The following is a 22,202-nucleotide window of genomic DNA, read 5'->3' as shown; positions in this document are numbered from 1 at the left end:
GGTAACCCCTTCTGGTTGTTGATAAAGGCTTTTTGACTTTACCGGTCAGGCACGAACGGCTTGCCGAGCGAGGCCGGAGTATTGATCAGCGTGGTGCGCCGATTTTGCGAGATTATGACCAGGACCACAATGGTCGCCACATAGGGCAGCGCGGAAAGAAGCTGCGAGGGTAAACCGATGCCGAAGGCCTGGGCATGGAGCTGGCCGATCGTGACGGCGCCGAACAGGTAGCCGCCGGCCAGCAACCGCCAGGGGCGCCACGAGGCGAAGACCACCAGGGCCAGCGCGATCCAGCCGCGCCCCGCCGACATGTTTTCCACCCATTGCGGCGTATAGACCAGCGAAAGCTGGGCGCCGGCGAGCCCCGCACAGGCGCCGCCGAACAGAACGGCGAGATAGCGGGTTCGGATCACATGGATGCCAAGCGTATGGGCCGATCCGTGATTGTCGCCGATCGCCCTGAGCTTCAGGCCGGAGCGCGTGCGAAACAGGAACCAGTTCACCCCGACGACAAGCAGGATCGAGAGATAGAAGATGAGATCCTGCCTGAACAGCAGCGGCCCGACAAAAGGGATGTCGGCGAGAAGCGGAATGGCGATCGGCTGCAGCTTGACGCCAGGGACGCCGACAAAGCTCTCGCCCAGCATGCCCGAAACGCCGAGACCGAGAATGGTCAGGGCAAGTCCGGTGGCGACCTGGTTCGCGACCAGCGACAGGGTCAGGAAGGCAAAGAGCAGCGAGAACGCCGCCCCGCCGACGATCCCGGCTCCCACCCCGATCAGCGGCGATCCGCTCATCTGCGCGACGGCAAAGGCGCAGACCGCGCCGATGATCATCATCCCCTCGACGCCCAGATTGAGCACGCCCGAGCGTTCGGTGACGAGTTCGCCCATGGCGGCGATGACGAGCGGCGTGGAGGCCGTGATGACGGTGAGCAGGATGGCTTCGATGATCATCGGCCGGCTCCCGCGATGAGCGCGCGCCCTTTGCCGAGCACGACCTTGACGCGGTAGTGGATCAGCGTGTCGCAGGACAGCACGAAGAACAGCAAAAGCCCCTGGAACACCCGCGTCACCTTGTCGGAAACGCCGATCGACAACTGCGCGCCCTCGCCGCCCAGATAGGTCAATGCCAGCACCAGACCGGAGGCAATGATGCCGAGCGGGTTCAGGCGCCCGAGGAAGGCGACGATGATGGCGGTAAAGCCGTAGCCGGGTGAAATGGAGGGCTGCAGGTGGCCGATCGAACCGGACACTTCGGAAATGCCGGCCAAGCCGGCAAGGGCCCCGGAAAACAGCATCGAGAACCACACCATGCCGCGCGAGGAGAAGCCGGCGAACCGCCCTGCCCGTTCCGACTGGCCGAGCACCACGACCTGGAAGCCCTTGAGCATGTAGCGCATCATGAACCACACGCCGATCGCCGCCAGGATGGCAAAGGCGAAGCCGAAATGCGCGCGGCCCGAACCAAGCATTTCCGGCAGCACGGCTTCGGTGACGAAGGATCGGCTTTGTGGGAAATTGTATCCTGCGGGATCGCGCCAGGCGCCGCGCACCAGCCAATCGAGGAACAGTTGGGCGATGTAGACCAGCATCAGGCTGGTAAGGATTTCATTGGTGTTGAAGCGGGTCTTGAGCAGCGCCGGGATTGCCGCGTAGAGCGCGCCCCCGACCATGCCCATGATCAGCATCAGCGGCAGAAGCAAGGGCGAATGCCATTCGTAGAATACCACCGGCAGGAACGAGCCGGTGATCGCGCCGATGGTGAACTGTCCCTCGGCGCCGATGTTCCAGTTGTTCGAGCGGTAGGCGACCGAAAGCCCGACGCCGATCAGGATCAGCGGCGCCGCCTTGATCGCCAGTTCATGCAGCGACCAGACCTCGAGCAGCGGCTCGATGAAGAAGCTGTAGAGCGCGTCGACCGGATCCTTGCCGAGCAGGGCAAACATGATGCCGCCGAAAAAGACGGTGAGCGCCAGCGCGACAAGCGGCGAAACGATCGCGAAAAATCCCGACATTCCGGGACGGCGTTCGAGTTCAATGCGCATTCGCCGCCTCCAGTCCATGCATACCGCCCATCAGGAGGCCGATCTTCTCGCGGGTCATCGTCGCGGCCGGGTAGATTTCCGAAAGCTGCCCGTCCGAAATTGCCGCGATCGCGGTCGCTACCTCGAAGATCTCGTCGAGGTCCTGGCTGATCACCACCACCGCCGAACCGGCGCGCGCCAGATTGATCAGCGCCTGACGGATGCGGCTCGCGGCACCCGCATCCACCCCCCACGTCGGCTGGTTGACGACCAGCACCGCGGGCTGGCGATCGAGTTCGCGCCCGACGATGAATTTCTGCAGATTGCCGCCCGACAACGACCCCGCCGCCGGATCGACGCCGCTCTTGCGCACGTCCATCGCCTCGCAGATGCGCTGCGTCGCCATGCGCACGGCGTCGTGGCGGATGAGTCTCAGCCATCCGCCGGAAAGGAAAGCCCTGGCATCCGACTGATTGCGGGCCAAAAGGAGATTGTCGGATAGCGCCAGGGCCGAGACCGCGCCGTGTCCGTTGCGCTCCTCGGGAACGAAACCGGCCCCGAGCAGGCGTCGCCCGGTAATGCCGAGACGCCCGACAGAGCGCCCGCGAATGCGCACCGCATCGTTTTCGTCCGATATGTATTCGCCGGACAGCGCGTCGAACAGTTCACCCTGCCCATTGCCGGCCACGCCGGCGATCGCCAGGACCTCGCCCGCCCTGACACTCAGCGACAGATCCTTGAGCGGCATGGCAAAGGGCGTGCGCGGCCGAAGGTTCAGATGACGTACCTCGAGCTGGACGTCGCCCAACGGCGCCTCGTCGTCGCGCAGGACCGTCGCCACCTCGCCGCCCACCATCATACGGGCGAGCGAGGCTGGCGTCTCACCGCGCGGATCGCAGGTGCCCGTCACCTTGCCGTGGCGAAGCACTGTGGCGCGATCACAGATTCGCTGCACCTCCTCGAGCCGGTGGCTGATGTAGAGAACCGAGCGGCCCTCGGCCTTCAGCTTGAACAAGGTCTCGAACAGCCGGTCGGCTTCCTGCGGGGTCAAAACGGAGGTCGGCTCGTCGAGGATGATCAGCTTGGGGTTCTGCAACAGGGCGCGAACGATCTCGATGCGCTGGCGCTCGCCGACGGACAAGTCGGCGACATGGGCGGCGGGGTCGAGCGGCAGGCCATAGGCCTTGGAGAGCTCGGCGGCCTTGTGCGAGATTTCGTCGATCGACACTTTCTCGTCGAGCGCAAGGGCGATATTCTCGGCCACGGTCAACGCCTCGAACAACGAGAAATGCTGGAACACCATTCCAATCCCGAGGTTTCGGGCGGCCGCCGGCGAGGTGATGTCCTGCTGTTGGCCCTCCCAAAGGACCCGTCCGGAGCTTGGCGCGAGGATGCCGAACAGCATCTTGACCAGCGTCGATTTTCCGGCACCGTTTTCGCCAAGCAGGGCATGGATCTCGCCATGGCCGATCTCAAGGTCGATCCCATCGCATGCGGCGAAACTGCCGAACAGTTTTGTCAGCCCCTCGACGGCAAGAAGTGGTTCAGCCTTCGTCATGTCACCCTTCGGCACTGTTCCCTCTCGTGCTCCCAACGCAGCCGCGAAGCCTGCCGATCAAAGCGAGAAGGCGATATTGATACCCGCTTTGCGCCATCCGGCAACCGACCATTGCGACTTTTTTGCGCTTGCACACAGTTGCGGCATTTACGACTTCGACTTGCCCAGCGAGGGGAAGAACTGGAGCACTGCGCCGATGCCGTAGAGGTAGATGCCGGTCGCGACAAAGGCGAGGCTGACCCAATCGGGAATGTCGAAATGCTTGAGCAGCGCATAACCGCCCAGTGCGCACCAGAGGAAGAATACGGCGAGATTGACTGGCCGAAGCCGCTGGACCCGCACTGGATGAAGGAAATGGATCGGCAGGAAGGTCAGAATGACCGAGGCGACCACGACGATCAGCGCCGTGGTGGCATCGGCGTCGATGACGAAAAGGGTGAACACCACCATATTCCACACGACCGGAAAGCCGGAGAAGAAATACTCATCCGTCTTCATGCCCATGTCGGCGTAATAGATGGCGCTCGACACCACGATCATACCGGCGGCGACGAAGGACCAGGGTTCGCCGATCATGCCGCTCTGATACAGCGCGAAGGCCGGCAAAAGGACGTAGGTGACGTAGTCGATGATATTGTCGAGCGTGTCGCCCGACCAGTTGGGCAGGACTTCCTTGACCCTCACCTTGCGCGCGATCGGGCCGTCGATCCCATCGACCAGAAGCGCCAGCCCGAGCCACCAGAACATGTCGACGAATCGCCGCTCGGCGGCCGCGACCACCCCGAGGAATGCAAGGAACGAACCGGAAGCTGTCAGGATATGGACGGAGAAGGCACGGATTTCCGCGTAAGGCACGCGCCGATAATTGAAGATCTTCATCTGCGGTTTTGCCCCGTTCTTCACCCTCCGATTTCGTATCGACCGAAACCACATTTTTTGCAACCGCGATGCTCGAAGATGAACAAAAATGACCCCGGCGCTCGGTCAAGGCTGCAAGCGGCTGCGCCAATTGGACTTATGGATTTTTGCCGTCCCGCACTCTAGATAGAGCGAAACAGCAGAGGTGCTCGAAATGACAGACTTCGAAATCGCCGTGGTCGGCGGCGGCCTCGCCGGCTCGATCGCCGCCATCGCCCTAGCGCGCGGTGGCCGCCGTGTGGCCCTTGTCGCGCCCAGCCCCCTCGCCGAGGACAAACGCACGACCGCGCTGATGGACCAGTCGATCCGCATGATGGAGCGGCTCGGCCTGTGGGACGCCGTGCGCCCGGCAGCCGCGGCCCTCTCGACCATGCAGATCATCGACGGCACGAACCGGCTGTTGAGGGCCCCGGTGGTCGCCTTCCGCAGCGCCGAGATCGGCCTGGAGGCGTTCGGCTACAACATGCCCAATAGCGCGCTGCTCAAAGTTCTGGCCGAGGCGGTTGCCGCCGAGCCCAACATCACGCGTTTTACCGCCGCTGCGCAGCATATCGTCGTTGGCCCGGACAAGGTCATGATCACGCTGGACGGGGGCGAGAACCTGGAGGCCGACTTCATCGTCGGCGCGGACGGCCGCAAGTCGAAGGTGAGGCAAAGCGCCGGCATCGACGTGCGGACCTGGTCCTATCCGCAGACCGCCTTGGTTCTCAACTTCGCCCATGGCGTTCCCCATCGCAACACCTCGACCGAGTTCCACGGCGAAAGCGGCCCCTTCACCCAGGTGCCCCTGCCCGGCCAGCGTTCCAGCCTGGTCTGGGTGGTCGATCCGAAGCAAGCCGACCAACTGCTATCGCTGAGCGTCGAAGAGCTGTCGTTGGCGGTCGAGACCCGGATGCAATCGATGCTCGGCAAGGTCACCGTCGAGGAGGGCGTCCAGGCCTGGCCGCTTTCCGGCATGACCGCCAACCGCTATGGCAAGGGCCGCGCCGCCTTCATCGGCGAGGCCGGCCATGCCTTCCCGCCGATCGGTGCACAAGGCCTCAATCTCAGCCTGCGCGACATCGCGGCACTTGAAGACATCCTGTGTGATCGTACCGGCCGGCCGATCCCCGCCGACGCCGGAGATCGCTTCGACGCCAAGCGCCGCGTCGACGTCATCAGCCGCACGGCAAGCGTCGATCTGCTCAATCGCTCGCTCCTGTCGAGCCTCCTGCCGGTGCAGATGCTGCGGGCAGCGGGCCTGCAGGTGCTTTCCAGCCTCGCGCCGCTCCGCCATCTGGTGATGCAGGAAGGGGTCGCTCCCGGCCGGGCCCTGAGTTCCTTCCCGGATTTCCTAAGGGAAAAGATCCGGCGGTAGAATGCCGTTGGTGATGGCGTAAAGAAGCGAGGAAACCGACAGCACCGACAGCACCGTGGTGATCAGGATGGTGGCCGAGGCACGCTCTTGCCAGACGCCGTATTGCTGCCCGATGACGAAGACATTGGTCGCCGTCGGAAGCGAGGCCAGCAGCACGGCGGTGAAGATCCACAGCGGATCGAAATTGCCGACCAGTCCGAGCACGACATAGACCAACAGCGGATGCAGGAGCAGCTTGATCGGCACGATATAGCCGATTTCGGCCGGTATGCGCTTCAGCGGACGAAGCGCCAGCGTCACGCCCATGGCAAACAGCGCGCATGGAGCCGCCGCCTGGGCGAGATAGTCGATCAGCCGTTGCAGCGCGAGCGGTGGCTCGAACTGGAACCCCGCCGCCAGGAATCCGATCGCGGTGGCGATGATGAACGGGTGGTAGGCGATCTTCTTTGCCACATCGAGCGCCACCCGGCTGCGCGGCCGCTCATCGCCGCCGGCAAAGGCCATCAGCGCCGGTGCGGCAGTGAAGTGGGCGGCATTCTCGAAGCAGAAGATCAGCGCCACCGGCACCGCGGCGGCTTCCCCGAAGGCCAGGAGCGCAAGGCCAGGCCCCATATAGCCGATATTGCCATAGGCGCCGGCGAGCGCCTGGATCGTGCAGTCGGCGATCGTATCGCCCCGCACGAGACGGCCGATCAGGAAGACGAGAAGAAAGATCGCATAGGTGGCGGCCAGCGACGCTGCGATGAAGTCGATCCGGGTCAGTTCCTCGATCGGCGTACGCGATACCAGCTTGAAGAACAGCGACGGCAGGGCGATGTAGATGACGAAGAAGTTGAGCCATCCGAGCGCCTCGGCCGGCTGCCGCGTCACTCGGCCGGAAACATAGCCGATCAGGATCAGGCCGAAGAACGGCAGCACCAGTGCGATAATGTCACCCAAGCCGCCACTCCCCGGTTCGGCGGGCCGTTCGCATACGACCCAATCCTTTCGGCCTTAGCCGATTTGCGACAGGATTGGAAAGGTCTGCTGGAACCAAATCGCCATGTCGGCGACGAATCCGAAGATAAAGGCAAGGCCGGTCAGCACGAGCAAGCCGCCCATGATCTTCTCGACCAGGCCGAGATGCTTGCGAAAGCGGGTGAGGAACCGCATGAAGGCGCCGGAAAAGGCAGCGGCGATCCAGAACGGCACGGCCAGACCCAGCGAATACACCGCCAGCAGCATGGCACCCTCGCCGACCGTGTCACGTGCCGCGGCAACCCCGAGGATCGCACCGAGCACCGGGCCGATGCAGGGGGTCCAGCCGAAGGCGAAGGCCAGGCCCATGACATAGGCGCCCGACAGCGTCGCCGGCTTGCCGCCGCCGGAGATGCGCATTTCGCGAGACAGAAGCCCGATCCGGAAGACGCCGAGGAAATTCAGCCCCATGATGATGATGATCACGCCGCCGATCTTCGCCAGCAGGTCGAGATGCTGGCGCAGCATCGTACCGATGGTCGAGGCGCCGGCGCCGAGCGCCACGAACACGGTGGCAAAGCCGAGCGTGAAGGCGAGCGCCGAGAACATCACCGCACGGCGGGCCTGGCGATCCTGCGTCGCCACGCCGCCATTGCGAAACTGGTCGACGGATATTCCGGCCATGTAGCAGAGATAGGGCGGCACAAGCGGAAGAACGCAGGGCGAGAGGAAGGAGAGCGCTCCGGCAAATAGCGCGCTGAGCAGCGAAATCTCGGCAATCGACACGTGGGCAACTCCATCTGCAGCCTTGTGCCGCCTTCCTAGCGCCCTCCTCCCTTGCTTGCCAATCACCTTTCTGTTCGCTGCGACAATTGCGACGGCACATCCGGTTGCCGGTGAAAATTTCGGTTGACCGGCAAAGGGCACCTGCCTATGTAACGCACACTTCCGCCGGAGCTTGAATGCCCGGACTTGGGAGAGCGTAGCTCAGCCGGTAGAGCAACTGACTTTTAATCAGTAGGTCCAGGGTTCGAATCCCTGCGCTCTCACCATCCCCTCACAATTGCGATTCCAATGGCAAGAACCCGGTGAAGGTGGCGACGAACTTTCGCCAGATGCTGGCGCCCGGTTCATTATATTCCGGGGCGGCGCCCGGCTCGCCCGTCCAGGTCAGCGTGCCGTTCTCGAGTGTCAGGTGATAGCTGTGGTTCGGCGCGATGTGGGTGGCGAACTCGCGGCGCACCTCGGCGGTCAGCTGGGCATCATCGAACAGCACGCCCATTTCCGTGTTGAGGGCGATCGATCGCGGATCGAAATTGAACGAGCCGATGAATCCTGTCCGCTGGTCGACCGTGAAAGCCTTGGTATGGAGGCTGGCATTGCTCGATCCGAACAGGGAAAGCCGCCCCGGCGCACTCTCCGCCCGCAGTTCGAACAGATCCACGCCATCGGCCAGCAGGGTTTCCCTATAGGGCGCATAGGCGCCGTGGACGGCGGCGACATCGGTGGCGGCGAGCGAGTTGGTGAGTACGGTGACCTTCGCCCCGCGTTCGACCAGGGTGCGCAGCGTCAAGACGCCTTCATCGCCCGGAATGAAGTAGGGTGACGTGATTTCGAGGGTCCGGGTGGCCGAGGCGATGACCGGCTTGATCGCCTGGTCGAGCCAGCTCTGCTGACCCACGTCGAGGACCTTTTCCGGCGGGTCCGATACGACCTGCACCTCCGTGGTCCAGTGGTATCGCGGTTCTGCCGCGCGCTCCGCCGCCGCGTTCGCAGCCTCTTCCAGGTGGGAGAGATAGCGTTGCGCCGGCTCGCTGGCGGCCAGCCCGTCCAGCCGCGCTCGAAGCTTGGCAAGGCTCCGCTGCTCCGGGTCGGACAGGCTGCGGATCGGCAGTGCCAGCGGGCTGTTCCAGAAACGGTCGAAGATCGCCGAGGCCTCTCCCACGGCCGGCCCGACCATGGAAACGTCGAGATCGCGGAAATTGGCGGTGTCCGAGGCGCCGAAATAGGCGTCGCCGATATTGCGTCCGCCGACGATCGCCACGCGTCCGTCGGCGATGAAGGCCTTGTTGTGCATGCGGCGCGTGACGGTCACGGCCCTGAGGATCATTTCGATGCCGCGCCTCAGAGCGCTGTCGCGGCTCATAGCCGGGTTGAACAGCCTGACTTCGATGTTCGGGTGGCTGTCATAGGCGGCATAAATGTCGTCTCCGTCACCCCGCGAGTTGATATCGTCGAGCAGCAGCCGCACCCGCACCCCGCGGTCGGCGGCGGCCAGTATCTCCCGGCCGAGGAGCGAGCCGGTCAGATCGTCCCGCCAGTAATAATATTGCAGATCGAGGCTGCGGCCGGCGGCGCGCGCGGCATGCGCCCTCACGGCAAACGCGTCGATATTGTCGGAGACGAGCCTGAGGCCGCTCATGTCCGGATGTCTGGCGGTCTGCGCCGCGACAACGCGGTCGAGCGCCGTTCCGTTTTCCACCACGGCCAAAGCCTCGGACGGCGCGCCCCTCACCTGCGCGGCAAAGCGTCCGTAGACATAGACGGTGAGCCAGGACGCAAGGGCAAACAGGACCAGGCCGATCAGGATAATTTTCGCGACGCGCAAGCTCGACCTCCGGCTCCCCACCACAGCGCAGCAACAACGCACAACTTAAGTGAAGGGTCCGGCGCCCGCCAGAAATAAAGCGACCGTGGTCAGCGGATGCCCCTGAGGGCCGCCGAAGGCGTCGCGCGGGTCACCCGCCATGCGGGATAAAGGGCGGCAAGCGGGCCGACCAGGAGAACCCAGAACATCGCCTCCATGACGATGCCAAGGGTGAGATAAGGCTCGAGCAGGCCGGCCGAGATGCGCAGCCAGGACACGAGGTGCATCGCGGCGGTCCCAAGCGCGACGCCGATCACACTGCCGATCAGGCACATCAACAATCCCTCGACCACCACGAGCAGTCGAATGCGGCCCGGTGTCCAGCCGATCGCGGCAAGAATGCCGAATTCCTGCACCCTTTCCGAAACCGACATCAACAAGGTATTGGCGACCAGGATCGACGAGGCAAGGATCATCACCAGCGACACCGCCGATGTGATGGCGTCGACCGTCTTGACGAAGTCCATGTTCTCGGCGAATTCGGCGCTGTCGCTGACCTCGATCGTCGGTGAGACCTTCGCGAGCGCCGCCTTGACGTTCGCGGCCTTCTGCGGATCGACGGGACGCGCCAGGCGGATTTGCACCAGCGAAACGCTGGCCGGGCGGCCGAGCAGTTCCTGCAGACCGGACAGGCGTGCGACCGCGACATTCTGGTTGAAGACCGAATCGGGTACCGAAATGCCGGTGATGCGGAAGGGTTCGTACTGGATCAGGATCTCGTCGCCGACCGTCTTGCCGAGCGCCTCGGCAACCGTGCGCCCAAGCACGACCTCGCGGTCGCCTGCAGGCGCCTTTCCCTGCTCCAGCACCAGTGAGCGCCACAAGAAACTGCCATCCGGCCAGCCGGTGACGAAGATGTTCGCCTCGTCGTCGACCGCGGCGATCGACAGCACGATGCCGGCCGCCTCGTCGACACCGGCGACGGCGTCGAGCCTGGCCACGAGCTCTTCGGAAATCGAACTGCTGACCAGGCTGTAGGTACCCCTCTGGCTGACGACGTAATCTCCGCCGACATCCCCCACGCCTTGGGAATAACTGTCCTGCAGGCCGCGCGTCAGCCCGGTCAGCGCAATGAAACTGCCGACCGCCACCGCGATGCCGAGAACGGTCAGTGTCGAACGCAGTTTCTGGGACATGAGGTTGCGGGCCGGCAAACTGAGCAGGTTCATGGGATCGCCTCTTATACCGTCTGCCGGCGCTGGTCGGAGACGATCCGGCCGTCGACCAGTTCGACCCGCCGGTCGCAGCGTTCGGCGATCGCCCGGTCATGGGTAACGATGACGACGGTGATCGCACCATCACGCTGGAGACCCTCGAGCAAACCGATGATGTCGGCGCTCGACCGGCTGTCGAGACTGCCGGTCGGTTCGTCGGCGACGATCAGTTCCGGGCTATTCGCGAGTGCCCGAGCGATCGCCACCCTTTGGCGCTCCCCGCCAGAGAGCTGCATCGGGTGCTGGCGGCCGCGCGCGCCAAGCCCCAGGCGTTCGAGCAGCTCCGCCACCCGTTCCCGTCGTGCACGCGCCGAAATCCCTTGCCATAGCATGGCGAGCTCGATGTTCTCGGCCGCCGTCAGTGAGGGGATCAGACAGAAGGACTGGAAGACGAAGCCGATCCGTTCCGCACGGAGGCGGGCCCAATCCGCCCTGTCGCGCACGGTCGCACCGTCGAAAACCACTTCACCGGCGCTGGGCTCCTCAAGCCCGCACAAAAGGTCGAGCAGGGTGGATTTGCCCGAGCCGCTGGGCCCGGTTATGGCGATGAAATCGCCGCGCGCGACGGAAAAGGACACGTCATTGAGAGCAATGATCCGGCCATTGTCATAGACGCGGTGGCAATGGTGAAGTTCGACCAGATGCGGCATGCTTCAGGTTCTCACTTCCGGCCATCGAGTTCGGCCCGCAGGCTCCTGGTGAGTGCCGCCAACGAGCCGTCGAGTGCCTTCAGGCGCACGGCATAGTCGTCGCGTCGAGCAACCGTCAGCGACGCGCCGTTGCCGACCAGGTCGAAAAGGCAGAACGAGGCGCCGCACGGCCGCATCTTCCAGTCGATCCGGCGAGCGCTGCCGTCACGCCGGATCTGCGACGTCAGAACGACCACATCCCTGGCGCCGAGGGGCTTGGCTTCGTTGATGCGTAGACGGTCGTCGCCACGAATGCGACGATCCAGTTCCACCGCCATGACGTCGCGCAGCACGATGAGGAACTTCCGCCGTTCGCTCTCGCCGGCGCCGTCCCAGGCTTTACCGGCAACCTTCCGGGCGATTTCGCCAAGATCGAGATGGCGCTCGAGCAAGGGCGCAAGTTTGGAGGCTGGACCATTCGCGGCAGCGACGACCAGGGCGTGGATCTTTTCGACCGCAGCGATAGCCCCGTTCACATTGGCGGCGGAGGTGGCCGGGCTGGCCATGCCGAGAAGTGTTGCGAACCACACGGCGACAGCAAGTACCGGGCGCCTCGATCTTACGACGTGCCGAGAATGATGGAGATTCAACCAAGAGTACATGCACGCCCCAGAAAGTATTCCGCAAGATGAACGCCGGATGACACTCCCGTTTGCAACCGGCGAATCGTCACCGCAACTATTCATCCGCCCGCTTGACATCATATGTACGGTGTACCTAATGCGCAAAGGAAAAGACCTTTGCCGATGAATTTGGCAGGCTTCGTCTCGTTTGGATATGACTGGTATCGGTGATGACGATCGATTGGAATGCGCCGATCACAGGTGCCTATTGCGAGCGAACCGATCCCGGATTCTGGGGCGAACCGCTGAACGCCACTTCCAGCCTGCTCGTCGTCGTCGTCAGCCTTCTCGCCTTTATCCATGTGATGCGGACCCGATCCGTCTCCCCCGGCCTCTCTGCACTGATGGTGCTTGCGGTGGCGATCGGCGTCGGCTCCTTTCTCTGGCACACCTTCGCCACACGCTGGGCCGAACTGGCCGATGTCCTGCCGATCTGGGGCTTTGTCGCGCTGTACGGCGCCGCGGTCCTGCGAAACTCTCTGCGTCCGCCCTTTGCTCTCCCTCTCGCCATTGTCGCTGGCCTGTTGGTCTTCTCCGCCGGAATGGCCTTGTCCTTGCGCGACACGCAGATGGTGGGTGATACGGTCAGCGGTTCGACCCAATACCTGCCGGCGCTCTTCGTCGTTCTGGCCACGGGGCGAGCGGTCTGGAAGGAGAAGCATCCGTCCTTCCGCCTCATCCTGCTGGCGGCCGCACTCTTCGTCTTGTCCTTCGTGTTCCGCAGCCTCGACCTGCCGCTCTGCTCGGTCTTCCCGATGGGGACGCACTTCCTCTGGCATGTCAGCAATTGTCTGGCTTTCGGCGTGCTTCTGACGGCCTTGATCCGTTATCCGCTGGGCGGCGACGGCGTATCGCAGAAGCGATCCTGAGAAACATTGCCGCGACGGATCTCATTGCAATCCATTACCAAGAATTAACTTCGCTTCCCGCGACGCCTGTGACAAACAATCCATCGACGGAACCTGCCGGCGGGGTGGGCAATTCGGGGCAGCGTTTCGTCGAGACTTGATACGGGTCAATAAGTTTACCGCAAATTCCGGCCATACACTTTTAAACCGAACGTTGAAAAATGGACGCGACATGACGAGCGACACCGCCGCACCGCCCCCCGCCAAGGACAAGGAAACCGATGAACTGACCGCGCTGCTCGGGAGTTCGCAAAAGCGCGGCAAGCGTTCGCGCTGGCTATGGCGTCTGCTGGCGGCCGGCGTGCTGATCGGTGCAGGCTATGCCTATTGGTCCTACAGCACCCAGGCGACCGCCTATACCTATTCCACCTCCGCCGCGAAGAGGGGCAACCTCACCGTCGTGGTTACCGCAACGGGATCGGTTGAGCCGACCGTGCAGGTCGATGTTTCGAGCGAACAGTCGGGCACCATCCGTGACGTGCTGGTCGACTACAACAGCCCCGTCAAGCTGGGAGAGGTCGTCGCGAGGCTCGACACCGCCAAGCTCGAGGCGAACGTCAAGAGCGCGGAGGCAAACCTCCTGTCCGCCAAGGCGAGCGTGGCCAAGGCGGATGCCGACATGAAATCGGCCAAGGCCACCTTTGACCGGCTGAAATCCCTGGTGAGCAGCCGCGTCTCGACCCAACAGGAGATGGATGCCGCCGGCTACACCTACGAGGCAGCCGTCGCCACCAAGGCCAGCGCCGAGGCAAATGTCCTCTCCGCCGAGGCCGAACTTGAGCAGGCCCGTCTCAATCTGTCCAAGGCGACAATCATTTCACCGATCGATGGCATAGTCCTGTCGCGCGATGTCGATCCAGGGGCAACGGTCGCAGCCTCGCTCGAGGCGCCGACCTTGTTCACCATCGCCGGCGACCTCAGGGAAATGGAATTGCAGGTCGATATCGACGAAGCCGATGTCGGCCAGGTGGCCGTCGGACAGAAAGCGACCTTCACCGTTGACGCCTTTTCGGAGAAGCGCTTTCCGGCCGAAATCACCTCGGTGCGCTATGCCTCCGAAACCGTCAACGACGTCGTCACCTACATGGGCATCCTCAAGGTCGAGAACGACCAGTTGCTGCTGCGCCCCGGCATGACCGCCACTGCCGACATCGTCGTGCAGTCGATCGAGGATTCCCTCCTCATCCCCAATGCCGCCCTCCGATATGCGCCGCCGGAGACTCTCACCACGAGTAGTTCGGGTGGAGGTGGCGGCATGTTCAGCCTGTTCCGGCCGCCTCGCATGGGATCGATCAGCGCGCCTGAGCCGGAAGGTAGCGAGCGCACCGTCTGGCTGATGAAGAACAACGTGCCGACCGCCGTCAACGTCGAGATCGGCGCCAGCGACGGACAGAGCACCGTCGTTACCAAGGGCGACATCGCCGAAGGCGATCTGCTGATCACCGACGCCACGGAAAAGAACGGCTGAGGGGCGACGCATGGCCAGCCCTCCCCTCATCGAATTCCAGCAGGTCTCCAAGGTCTATGGTCGCGGAGAGGCGACGATCAAGGCGCTCGACCGCGTCGACCTCGTGATCGAGAAGAACGAATTCGTCGCGATCATGGGTCCGTCCGGCTCGGGAAAATCCACCGCGATGAACATTCTCGGCTGCCTCGACGTTCCAAGCTCCGGAGAATATCTGTTCCAGGGCATACGCACGTCCACCCTCGACCGCAGGCAGCATACGATGCTGCGTCGCCACATGCTGGGCTTCGTGTTCCAGGGCTTCAACCTGCTGGCCCGCACTTCGGCGCTGGAAAACGTCGAACTGCCGCTCGTCTATCGCGGCATGGAGGCCGGCGAGCGTCGCCGCCTGGCCAACAGAGCCTTGTCGCAGGTCGGCCTCACCGGCCGCGAACATCACACGACCCAGGAATTGTCGGGCGGCCAGCAGCAGCGTGTCGCGATCGCCCGGGCGATCGTCACCAGTCCGAAGGTCCTGCTGGCCGACGAGCCCACCGGCAATCTTGATACCAAAACCAGCAAGGAAATCATGGAACTGATCACCGGGCTCAACGAGGAGCACGGCATCACGGTGATCATGGTCACCCACGAGGACGACATTGCGGCTTACGCCAAACGGAATCTGCGCTTCCTTGACGGTCGCCTGAATTCCGACAGCCACAACGGAAAGGGCGCAGCCGATGTTCATTGAAACCGTAAAACTCGCACTTCGGGCCATCAGCCGCAACATGCTGCGTTCGTTCCTCACCGTGCTCGGTGTCGTTATCGGGGTTGCCGCCGTCATCGCCATGGTGACGATCGGCAATGGCACGACCGCCCAGGTGACGGCGGAGATTTCCAAGCTGGGAACGAACCTGCTCTTCGTGCGGCCCGGCCAGTTCGGCCCGGGCAGAGCCAGCACGGATGCCAAGAAGTTCACCGAACGCGACGTGCAGGCCGTCGTCGACCAGATCGCCGGTCTTCGCGCCGTGGCCGGCGTCAACCAGTCGAGCCAGACGGTGGTCTATGGCGGCGAGAACCACCAGACCACGGTGACGGGCACGACCGGCGACTATTTCATCGCCCAGGACTGGACGCTTGCGAGCGGCCGCACCTTCCTGGTGTCCGAAGAGCGCGGCGGCCAGGCGGTCTGCGTCATCGGCGAGACCGTGCGCAAGGAACTGTTCGGCTCGACGCCGGCACTTGAGCAGAATATCCGCGTCGGCGGCTTCTCCTGCGAAGTGATCGGCACGCTGGTCAAGAAAGGCCAGAGCGGCATGGGTACCGACCAGGACGACATCGTCGTCATGCCGCTCAAGGTGTTCCAGCGGCGCATCGGCGGCTCGAGCGAAGTGTCGAGCATGGTCCTTTCGGCCGAGGACGGCGTTTCGACGTCGAAAATCCAGGCCAATGTCGAGCGATTGCTGCGCGAACGCCGCAAGATCATTGCCGGGCGCGACGACGACTTTTCCGTCAACGACATGACCCAGATGGCCTCGACGCTGACCGGCACGACGACGCTGATGACCGGCCTGCTCGGCGCGGTCGCCGCCGTCAGCCTCCTGGTGGGCGGCATCGGCATCATGAACATCATGCTGGTCTCGGTGACCGAGCGAACCCGCGAGATCGGTATCCGGCTGGCAATCGGCGCGCTGGAAAAGCAGGTATTGATGCAGTTTCTCGTCGAGGCGGTGACCCTGTCGCTCGCCGGCGGCATCATCGGCATCCTTCTCGGCCTTGGTCTCGCCTACAGTGCGGTCTCCTACATGAACGTACCGTTTGTCAGCAGCCCCTCCGTGATTCTGCTCGCCTTCGCCTTTTCCGCCGCGATCGGGATGGTCTTCGGCTACTTCCCGGCACGCCGAGCCGCGCAACTCAATCCGATTGAAGCGCTGAGGCACGAATAGGGCTGCCCGCTGTCGATTGCCGGCGGGCCGCCTACGGCGTTATGCGTACCTCCGCCACTCCGCTGATATATCACCCCGCCTTGTCTTTCCAAATGCGACATGGCACAGTGTGATATATCAGTGGAGGCTTCAATGACCGCGACCCTCGGCTCCCAGAGCCATCTCGCCTACCTCGCCCTGGAACGGCTGATCGTGACGCTGAAGCTGAAGCCCGGCGCGCTGGTCAACGAGAGGCAACTGATCGAACTGTCCGGCTTCGGACGGACGCCGGTCCGCGAGGCGATCCAGAAGCTCGAATGGCAGGGCCTCGTGGTCGTGCGCCCCCGCGTCGGGCTGCAGATCGCGGAAATCCAGCCGGACGACCACCAGTCGATCATGGCCGTCCGCCTCAAGCTCGAACCGCTGCTGGCCAGACTTGCGGCGGAGAATGCCGATCCAGAAAAACGTGCCGACCTGCTCGACTGTGCGCAGGCGATGACCGCCGCGGCGACCGCCGGTGACTTCGACGCATTTCTCGCCGCCGACAAGGAGTTCGACGAGATCATCGAACAGGCCTGTCTCAACCGCTTCCTGATTTCGGCCCTCGCGCCGCTACAGTCGCATTCGCGTCGCATGTGGTATGCCGGCGCTACGGTGGCAAAGATGGATCGCTCTGTCTCGCTTCACGTCGCGGTCATCCGCGCGATCCAGCAGGGCAATGGCAAGGAGGCCGAGGCGGCGATGGCGGCTCTGATCGGGTATCTCAGCAAAGCCTGAAAGGTCGCGCAATTCGCTTGAACGCGAAACGCCCGGAGCAATCCCCGGGCGCACGTTTGATCTCAATCTCGAAAGTTCAGCCGACGAAGGCGCGCTCGATGACAAATTCCGCGGGCTTGTTGTTGGCGCCCTCGGTTAGGCCCGCCTTTTCGAGCAAGGCCTTGGTGTCCTTCAGCATGGCGGTCGAACCGCAGATCATGCCGCGATCGACAGCAGGGTCGAGCGGCGGCACACCGAGATCGGTGTAGAGCTTGCCGCTCTCCATCAGGTCGGTGATGCGCCCCTGGAACGGATAGTCCTCGCGGGTGACGGTTGCGTAGTGTTTCAGCTTGTCGCCGACGAGTTCGGCGAGGAATTCATGATTCCCGATTTCGTCGACCAGGTCGAAACCATATTGAAGCTCGGCCACCTCACGGCATGTATGGGTGAGGATGACCTCCTCGAACTTCTCATAGGTTTCCGGATCACGGATCAGGCTGGCAAACGGCGCGATGCCGGTGCCGGTCGAAAACATGTAGAGGCGCTTGCCGGGAGTGAGAGCATCGAGCACCAGCGTACCGGTCGGTTTCTTGCGCATCAGCACCTTGTCGCCGGGCTTTATCTTCTGCAGGTGCTGAGTCAACGGGCCATCCGGCACCTTGATCGAGAAGAATTCCAATTCCTCGTCCCAGGACGGGCTGGCGATCGAATAGGCGCGGTAGATCGGCTTGCCCTCGACCATCAGGCCGATCATGGCAAATTCGCCCGAACGGAAGCGGAAGCCTGCGGGCCGGGTCATGCGGAAGCGAAACAGGCGGTCGGTATAATGGGTCACGCTGAGCACGGTTTCGGCGTAGACGCCTTCCGGCACGATCAGTTCCGCATTCTCGGTTTTGACGGGAGCATTCATGCGTCTTTGGTTCCTATGGTCGCCTGTCTGACTTCGCTCGCTGCCCTATACCGCAACTTGGGCGACCGACAAAGTCGGCAATTCGCCGCGTTCGGGCTTTTGTCCCCTCCCCGATGCAACAGAGAGCCGGCGCTTTCCTTGACCTCCGTCAAGAAGGGGCTGCTGGATTACAATTCTACGATGCTCTACGCACCGGTGCCACCGATCCGACGCCAGCTGAAACCACCCGCCACTGCCGAGGTGACGACTGTGGGCTGGTAGCGTTGGGCGATCCCCGGCAGGCGGTTCTCGGCCAGACGGGCCAGCGCGGTCGGGTTCGACACGGCAAAGCTGGTGAAGCCGGTGCGCAGCATCAGCGGGATCGGGTCGATCAGCACGTCGCCGACGGCCCGGACCTCACCCTGGTAGCCCAGCCGTTGGCGAAGCAGCGTCGCATGGCTGAAACCGCGCCCGTCGTTGAACGCCGGAAAGGCGATCGCCACCAGCGCGATGCGGTCGAGATGGGGTCCAAGCCGCGTCACATCGTCGGCAGGCCCGACCAGTACGCCGAAGCCGCTCTCGTTGCTGTGCTCGGCAAGTTCAAGGAAAGCGTCCAATCCGACGATGGCGCGCGCGCCCTCGCCAGCCTTTATCTCGCCCATTTCGATCACCCAGGGGTCGTTGTCGACGAAACCGCCCGCGTTCCAGATCTTGGTCATCTCGTCAATTCCTCAGGCCGCTTCGGCCGCCTGGCCGTAAAGGGCTTCCTTGAAGGGTTTCGGTCCGACCCGGCGATAGGCGTCGATGAAGGTTTCCTTCGGATCGAGGCGCAGGCCGAGATAGGTGTCGACGATTGTCTCGATCGCATCGGTCACCCGGTCCGGCTCGAAACCGCGACCGATGATCTCGCCGATCGAGGTGTTCTCGTCGCCCGAGCCGCCGAGCGTGATCTGGTAGAGCTCGGCGCCCTTCTTCTCGACGCCCAGCAGGCCGATATGGCCGACATGGTGGTGGCCGCAGGCATTGATGCAGCCGGAGATCTTGATCTTCAACCCGCCGATCTCGGCCTGGCGCTCGGGCGAACCGAAGCGCGTCGAGATCTCCTGCGCGACCGGGATCGAGCGGGCATTGGCCAGCGCGCAATAATCGAGCCCCGGGCAGGCGATGATGTCGGTGATCAGCCCGGCATTGGCGGTGGCAAGGCCGGACGCCTCCAGCGACTGATAGACGGCATAGAGATCGCCGAGCGCCACATGCGGCAGGATCAGGTTCTGCTCGTGGCTGACGCGGATCTCGTCGAAGGCCAGCCGTTCGGCGACATCGGCGACCACATCCATCTGCATGTCGCTGGCATCACCCGGCGTTCCGCCGATGGGCTTCAGCGAGATCGTCACCATGCCATAGTCCGGATGGCGATGCGGCTGGACGTTCTGGGCCACCCAGGCGGCAAAGGCGCCATCGGCCTTCTTGGCGCTGGCAAGGGCTTCCCAGCCATCCGCACGGTCGGGCAGAGCCAGCGGAGCGAAATAGGTCTCGATCGCCCGGATGTGGCCTTCGGGCAGCTTAAGCTCGCTGTCGCGGATGCGGTCGAACTCGGCCTCGACCTGGCGTGTCACTTCCTCGACGCCGGTCTCGTGCACGAGGATCTTGATGCGGGCCTTGTACTTGTTGTCGCGCCGGCCGTAGAGGTTGTAGACGCGGACGATCGCCGTCACATAGGTCAGCAGATCTGCTTCCGGGAGGAAGTCGCGGATCAGCTTGGCGACCAGCGGCGTGCGCCCCTGCCCGCCGCCGACATAAACGGCAAAACCCAGCTCGCCGGCTTCGTTCTTCTTCAGATGCAGGCCGATGTCATGAACCTGGATGGCCGCACGGTCGCGCGGCGCGCCGGTCACCGCGATCTTGAACTTGCGCGGCAGGAAGGAGAATTCCGGATGGACGGAAGACCACTGGCGCAGGATTTCCGCATAGGGACGCGGATCGGCGACCTCGTCAGCGGCAGCACCGGCGAAATGGTCGGCCGTCACGTTGCGGATGCAGTTGCCCGAGGTCTGGATCGCGTGCATCTCGACGCTTGCCAGTTCGGCCAGGATGTCCGGCGTGTCCGACAGCTTCGGCCAGTTGTACTGAATGTTCTGGCGGGTGGTGAAGTGGCCGTAGCCCCGGTCGTAGCGACGGGCGATGTGGGCGAGCATCCGCATCTGCTTCGCATTCAGCGTGCCATAGGGAATGGCGACCCTGAGCATGTAGGCGTGCAGTTGCAGATAGACGCCGTTCATCAGGCGCAGCGGGCGAAACGCATCCTCGGCGATTTCGCCGGACAAGCGCCGGGTCACCAGGTCGCGAAACTGCTCGACACGGGCAGAGACGAAGGCGTGGTCGAATTCATCATAGCGGTACATGAAATTCCTCAGGCGGCAATGAATTCGGGATTGGCGAAGCCATGGCCGTCGGCATAGGCGATGGTCGGCCCCTCGGCGCGGATGCGCTCGCGCAGGCGGAGCGGCCGCAGCTGTCCGTTCTTTTCCTCGACGTCGATGACATTGACATCGAGGACGATATTGCTGGCAAACGCACTGCGCCCGGCACTTTCGAGCGCTTCGACCGCTTCCGCATGGCGGGCGACGAAGGCGTCCTGCAGCCGTTCTGTCCATTGGCCGTTGGCGTCGAGCCAGACGGCGATGCCGTCACCCAGGCGGTTGGCGGTCAGTACCTTGTCTGCCATGTCATGTCCTCTCGAAAGGGGCAAGGCTGGCGATCGTGCCGCGCAGCGGTTCGGAACGGGTGAAGTTGCCGCCGGCGACGGCATCGCCGATGATCACCATCACCGGGCCTTTGAGTTCGTCGCGCGCTTCGAGCGCCGGCAGCTCGGCCAGCGTGCCGTGCAATAGGCGGCTGTCGCGGCGCCCGGCATTCTCGACGACGGCGACGGTCGTGTCCTCGGAAAGCCCGGACGCCATCAGGCGGGAGGCGACGGAGGCGGCATTGCTGCGACCCATATAGACGGCGACCGTGGCGCCCGACAGCGCCAGCCGTGCCCAGTCCGGCAGGGTCTCGCCATGCAGGTCGTGGCCGGTGGTGAAGACCAGCGAGGACGCGACACCGCGCAGCGTCAGCGGCAGCTCGAAATCGGCGGCGGCGGCCAGCGCCGAGGTGATGCCCGGCACGACTTCGTAGGCGACGCCCGCCTCGCGCAGCGCCGCCATCTCTTCGCCGGCACGGCCGAAGACCAGCGGGTCGCCCGATTTCAGGCGCACGACGCGCTTTCCCTCGCGACCGAGTTCGACCAGCAGATCGTTGATCTCGTTCTGGGTCTTCGAATGGCAGCCCTTGCGCTTGCCGACGGGAATGCGGGTGGCGTCGCGGCGGCCCATGTCGATCACGGCCTGCGGGACCAGGGCGTCATGCACGATGACGTCGCACTCCATCAGCAACCGGTGGGCGCGCAGCGTCAGCAGGTCTTCCGCACCCGGACCGGCGCCGACCAGGAAAATGCGGCCTTCGGCCTTCTCGTTCACGGCGTCCTTGAGCAGGCGCGTGGCGCGGCGGCGCGCATCACTGATGTCTCCGGAGGCGACGGCATCCGCCACCTGCCCCTTGAAGAAGGAACGCCAGAACAGCCGACGCGCCACCCCGCGCGGCAGAAGCCTGTCGACGGCGCTCCGATAGCTGTTGGCCAGCGTCGCCAGACGTCCCAGTGTCCGCGGCAGCAGCCGGTCGATGTCGGCGCGGATCATCTGGGCAAGCACGGGACCTGCCCCTTCCGTGCCAATGGCGACGGCGATCGGAGCCCGGTTCACCAGCGCCGGCGTGTAAAAATCGCAAAAATCCGGCTGGTCGACGGCATTGGCCGGGATGCGGCGGGCGCGGGCGGCACGAACGATGGCACGGTCCAGTTCCGCATCGCCGGTCGCGGCGAACACCAGAACCGCGTCCTCGACCTGGGAGGGAGTAAAACTGCGGGCGACGGTTTCGATGTCGTGCTCGGCCAGATAGGCGGCGTAATCGGCATCCGGCGCTTCGGCATAGGCGACGATCCGCGCCTGGGTGTTGCGCAGCAGGCGGGTCTTGGCAAAGGCCTCCGGCCCGTTGCCGAACACCACGGCAACGGCGTTCGCGACCTTGAAAAAGGCCGGAAATACCGAAAGTCGCTGTTCGCTCACGCCCATGTCCGATTCCGCGTTCTGGAAGACTGCCCATTTATCCCTGTATTCGCCAAGGGATTGAAGAAACAGAAATCCGTCGGGCTTCGGAGAAGGATATTTCTTTGCTAGGCTTTGCGCGGAAGTGA

21 protein-coding genes and 1 tRNA gene are annotated in these 22,202 nt (G+C 63.7%); 7 read left to right on the top strand and 15 right to left on the bottom strand.

Annotated elements, in window-relative coordinates; translation table 11 throughout:
• Positions 1-38: 38 nt before the first annotated feature.
• The 4 genes from DYZ14_RS10880 to pcsA all read right to left on the bottom strand — a co-directional run bounded on the left by DYZ14_RS10880 (position 39) and on the right by pcsA (position 4,463).
• Positions 39-956 carry an ABC transporter permease gene (locus tag DYZ14_RS10880; RefSeq protein ID WP_154720689.1) on the bottom strand — a complete coding sequence of 306 codons (918 nt, stop codon included), beginning with the start codon at positions 954-956 and terminating at the stop codon, positions 39-41.
• Positions 953-2,047 carry an ABC transporter permease gene (locus DYZ14_RS10875; RefSeq protein ID WP_154720688.1) on the bottom strand — a complete coding sequence of 365 codons (1,095 nt, stop codon included), beginning with the start codon at positions 2,045-2,047 and terminating at the stop codon, positions 953-955. Before DYZ14_RS10875 ends, DYZ14_RS10880 begins: the two co-directional genes overlap by 4 nt.
• The gene (locus DYZ14_RS10870) at positions 2,037-3,584 is read right to left on the bottom strand and encodes an ABC transporter ATP-binding protein (RefSeq protein ID WP_195949909.1); all 1,548 of its coding nucleotides are present in this window, start codon (positions 3,582-3,584) and stop codon (positions 2,037-2,039) included. Before DYZ14_RS10870 ends, DYZ14_RS10875 begins: the two co-directional genes overlap by 11 nt.
• A gap of 147 nt (positions 3,585-3,731) precedes the next feature.
• Positions 3,732-4,463, bottom strand: a complete 732-nt coding sequence (gene pcsA, locus DYZ14_RS10865) for a phosphatidylcholine synthase (RefSeq protein ID WP_115669418.1) — start codon at positions 4,461-4,463, stop codon at positions 3,732-3,734.
• 193 nt (positions 4,464-4,656) lie between these two features.
• Here pcsA and DYZ14_RS10860 point away from each other — a divergent pair, with 193 nt between their 5' ends.
• On the top strand, positions 4,657-5,859 hold the full coding sequence (locus DYZ14_RS10860) for a UbiH/UbiF family hydroxylase (RefSeq protein ID WP_154720686.1): 1,203 nt from the start codon (positions 4,657-4,659) through the stop codon (positions 5,857-5,859).
• Here the strand turns inward: DYZ14_RS10860 and DYZ14_RS10855 are convergent.
• Together DYZ14_RS10855 and DYZ14_RS10850 are read right to left on the bottom strand one after the other, a co-directional pair.
• Positions 5,836-6,798, bottom strand: a complete 963-nt coding sequence (locus tag DYZ14_RS10855) for an AEC family transporter (protein WP_154720685.1) — start codon at positions 6,796-6,798, stop codon at positions 5,836-5,838. The genes DYZ14_RS10860 and DYZ14_RS10855 overlap by 24 nt on opposite strands.
• A 54-nt stretch (positions 6,799-6,852) precedes the next feature.
• Entirely contained in the window at positions 6,853-7,602 is a 750-nt protein-coding gene (locus DYZ14_RS10850; RefSeq protein ID WP_154720684.1) for a cytochrome c biogenesis CcdA family protein, read from the bottom strand.
• Positions 7,603-7,792: 190 nt separating this feature from the next.
• Here DYZ14_RS10850 and DYZ14_RS10845 point away from each other — a divergent pair.
• Positions 7,793-7,868, top strand: a tRNA-Lys gene (locus tag DYZ14_RS10845).
• Between the two features lie 5 nt (positions 7,869-7,873).
• Here DYZ14_RS10845 and DYZ14_RS10840 read toward each other — a convergent pair.
• The 4 genes from DYZ14_RS10840 to DYZ14_RS10825 form a co-directional block, all read right to left on the bottom strand.
• Positions 7,874-9,424, bottom strand: coding sequence for a phospholipase D family protein (locus tag DYZ14_RS10840; RefSeq protein ID WP_154720683.1), 1,551 nt, complete (start codon positions 9,422-9,424; stop codon positions 7,874-7,876).
• Between the two features lie 89 nt (positions 9,425-9,513).
• Entirely contained in the window at positions 9,514-10,632 is a 1,119-nt protein-coding gene (locus DYZ14_RS10835) for an ABC transporter permease (RefSeq protein WP_154720682.1), read from the bottom strand.
• Positions 10,633-10,643: 11 nt separating this feature from the next.
• Positions 10,644-11,327: an ABC transporter ATP-binding protein gene (locus tag DYZ14_RS10830; RefSeq protein WP_154720681.1), complete on the bottom strand. Its 684-nt coding sequence runs from the start codon at positions 11,325-11,327 to the stop codon at positions 10,644-10,646.
• Between the two features lie 11 nt (positions 11,328-11,338).
• A complete protein-coding gene (locus DYZ14_RS10825; RefSeq protein WP_195949907.1) occupies positions 11,339-11,896 on the bottom strand; it encodes a Tgt2/MlaC family protein in 558 nt (185 codons plus the stop codon).
• Positions 11,897-12,159: 263 nt separating this feature from the next.
• Here DYZ14_RS10825 and DYZ14_RS10820 point away from each other — a divergent pair, with 263 nt between their 5' ends.
• The 5 genes from DYZ14_RS10820 to DYZ14_RS10800 all read left to right on the top strand — a co-directional run bounded on the left by DYZ14_RS10820 (position 12,160) and on the right by DYZ14_RS10800 (position 17,043).
• Positions 12,160-12,858 carry a ceramidase domain-containing protein gene (locus tag DYZ14_RS10820; protein ID WP_154720679.1) on the top strand — a complete coding sequence of 233 codons (699 nt, stop codon included), beginning with the start codon at positions 12,160-12,162 and terminating at the stop codon, positions 12,856-12,858.
• Positions 12,859-13,069: 211 nt separating this feature from the next.
• Positions 13,070-14,365 (top strand): efflux RND transporter periplasmic adaptor subunit, encoded by a 1,296-nt coding sequence (locus tag DYZ14_RS10815; RefSeq protein ID WP_154720678.1) that lies wholly within the window; start codon positions 13,070-13,072, stop codon positions 14,363-14,365.
• A gap of 10 nt (positions 14,366-14,375) precedes the next feature.
• Positions 14,376-15,092: an ABC transporter ATP-binding protein gene (locus DYZ14_RS10810; RefSeq protein WP_154720677.1), complete on the top strand. Its 717-nt coding sequence runs from the start codon at positions 14,376-14,378 to the stop codon at positions 15,090-15,092.
• The gene (locus tag DYZ14_RS10805; protein WP_154720676.1) at positions 15,082-16,287 is read left to right on the top strand and encodes an ABC transporter permease; all 1,206 of its coding nucleotides are present in this window, start codon (positions 15,082-15,084) and stop codon (positions 16,285-16,287) included. The genes DYZ14_RS10810 and DYZ14_RS10805 overlap by 11 nt, the downstream gene beginning before the upstream one ends.
• A 132-nt stretch (positions 16,288-16,419) precedes the next feature.
• Entirely contained in the window at positions 16,420-17,043 is a 624-nt protein-coding gene (locus DYZ14_RS10800) for a GntR family transcriptional regulator (protein ID WP_154720675.1), read from the top strand.
• Between the two features lie 76 nt (positions 17,044-17,119).
• Here DYZ14_RS10800 and DYZ14_RS10795 read toward each other — a convergent pair whose 3' ends face one another.
• The 5 genes from DYZ14_RS10795 to cysG all read right to left on the bottom strand — a co-directional run bounded on the left by DYZ14_RS10795 (position 17,120) and on the right by cysG (position 22,074).
• Positions 17,120-17,932: a ferredoxin--NADP reductase gene (locus tag DYZ14_RS10795; RefSeq protein ID WP_154720674.1), complete on the bottom strand. Its 813-nt coding sequence runs from the start codon at positions 17,930-17,932 to the stop codon at positions 17,120-17,122.
• A gap of 185 nt (positions 17,933-18,117) precedes the next feature.
• Entirely contained in the window at positions 18,118-18,630 is a 513-nt protein-coding gene (locus DYZ14_RS10790; RefSeq protein WP_154720673.1) for a DUF934 domain-containing protein, read from the bottom strand.
• Between the two features lie 12 nt (positions 18,631-18,642).
• Positions 18,643-20,313 (bottom strand): nitrite/sulfite reductase, encoded by a 1,671-nt coding sequence (locus tag DYZ14_RS10785; RefSeq protein WP_154720672.1) that lies wholly within the window; start codon positions 20,311-20,313, stop codon positions 18,643-18,645.
• Between the two features lie 8 nt (positions 20,314-20,321).
• Entirely contained in the window at positions 20,322-20,636 is a 315-nt protein-coding gene (locus DYZ14_RS10780) for a DUF2849 domain-containing protein (RefSeq protein ID WP_154720671.1), read from the bottom strand.
• Between the two features lies 1 nt (position 20,637).
• On the bottom strand, positions 20,638-22,074 hold the full coding sequence (gene cysG, locus DYZ14_RS10775) for a siroheme synthase CysG (protein ID WP_445292380.1): 1,437 nt from the start codon (positions 22,072-22,074) through the stop codon (positions 20,638-20,640).
• Positions 22,075-22,202: the final 128 nt, after the last annotated feature.

The organism is Ciceribacter sp. T2.26MG-112.2 (assembly GCF_900492205.1).
Classification (GTDB): domain Bacteria; phylum Pseudomonadota; class Alphaproteobacteria; order Rhizobiales; family Rhizobiaceae; genus Allorhizobium; species Allorhizobium naphthalenivorans_A.
This window is presented reverse-complemented; position numbering and strand designations above follow the sequence as displayed.

Excerpts from the sequence above, each read along its gene's own strand:
- DYZ14_RS10880 (WP_154720689.1), bottom strand. The coding sequence starts at position 956 with ATGATCATCGAAGCCATCCTGCTCACCGTCATCACGGCCTCCACGCCG.
- DYZ14_RS10875 (WP_154720688.1), bottom strand. The coding sequence starts at position 2,047 with ATGCGCATTGAACTCGAACGCCGTCCCGGAATGTCGGGATTTTTCGCG.
- DYZ14_RS10870 (WP_195949909.1), bottom strand. The coding sequence starts at position 3,584 with ATGACGAAGGCTGAACCACTTCTTGCCGTCGAGGGGCTGACAAAACTG.
- pcsA (WP_115669418.1), bottom strand. The coding sequence starts at position 4,463 with ATGAAGATCTTCAATTATCGGCGCGTGCCTTACGCGGAAATCCGTGCC.
- DYZ14_RS10860 (WP_154720686.1), top strand. The coding sequence starts at position 4,657 with ATGACAGACTTCGAAATCGCCGTGGTCGGCGGCGGCCTCGCCGGCTCG.
- DYZ14_RS10835 (WP_154720682.1), bottom strand. The coding sequence starts at position 10,632 with ATGAACCTGCTCAGTTTGCCGGCCCGCAACCTCATGTCCCAGAAACTG.
- DYZ14_RS10830 (WP_154720681.1), bottom strand. The coding sequence starts at position 11,327 with ATGCCGCATCTGGTCGAACTTCACCATTGCCACCGCGTCTATGACAAT.
- DYZ14_RS10820 (WP_154720679.1), top strand. The coding sequence starts at position 12,160 with ATGACGATCGATTGGAATGCGCCGATCACAGGTGCCTATTGCGAGCGA.
- DYZ14_RS10815 (WP_154720678.1), top strand. The coding sequence starts at position 13,070 with ATGACGAGCGACACCGCCGCACCGCCCCCCGCCAAGGACAAGGAAACC.
- DYZ14_RS10810 (WP_154720677.1), top strand. The coding sequence starts at position 14,376 with ATGGCCAGCCCTCCCCTCATCGAATTCCAGCAGGTCTCCAAGGTCTAT.
- DYZ14_RS10805 (WP_154720676.1), top strand. The coding sequence starts at position 15,082 with ATGTTCATTGAAACCGTAAAACTCGCACTTCGGGCCATCAGCCGCAAC.
- DYZ14_RS10800 (WP_154720675.1), top strand. The coding sequence starts at position 16,420 with ATGACCGCGACCCTCGGCTCCCAGAGCCATCTCGCCTACCTCGCCCTG.
- DYZ14_RS10795 (WP_154720674.1), bottom strand. The coding sequence starts at position 17,932 with ATGAATGCTCCCGTCAAAACCGAGAATGCGGAACTGATCGTGCCGGAA.
- DYZ14_RS10790 (WP_154720673.1), bottom strand. The coding sequence starts at position 18,630 with ATGACCAAGATCTGGAACGCGGGCGGTTTCGTCGACAACGACCCCTGG.
- DYZ14_RS10785 (WP_154720672.1), bottom strand. The coding sequence starts at position 20,313 with ATGTACCGCTATGATGAATTCGACCACGCCTTCGTCTCTGCCCGTGTC.
- DYZ14_RS10780 (WP_154720671.1), bottom strand. The coding sequence starts at position 20,636 with ATGGCAGACAAGGTACTGACCGCCAACCGCCTGGGTGACGGCATCGCC.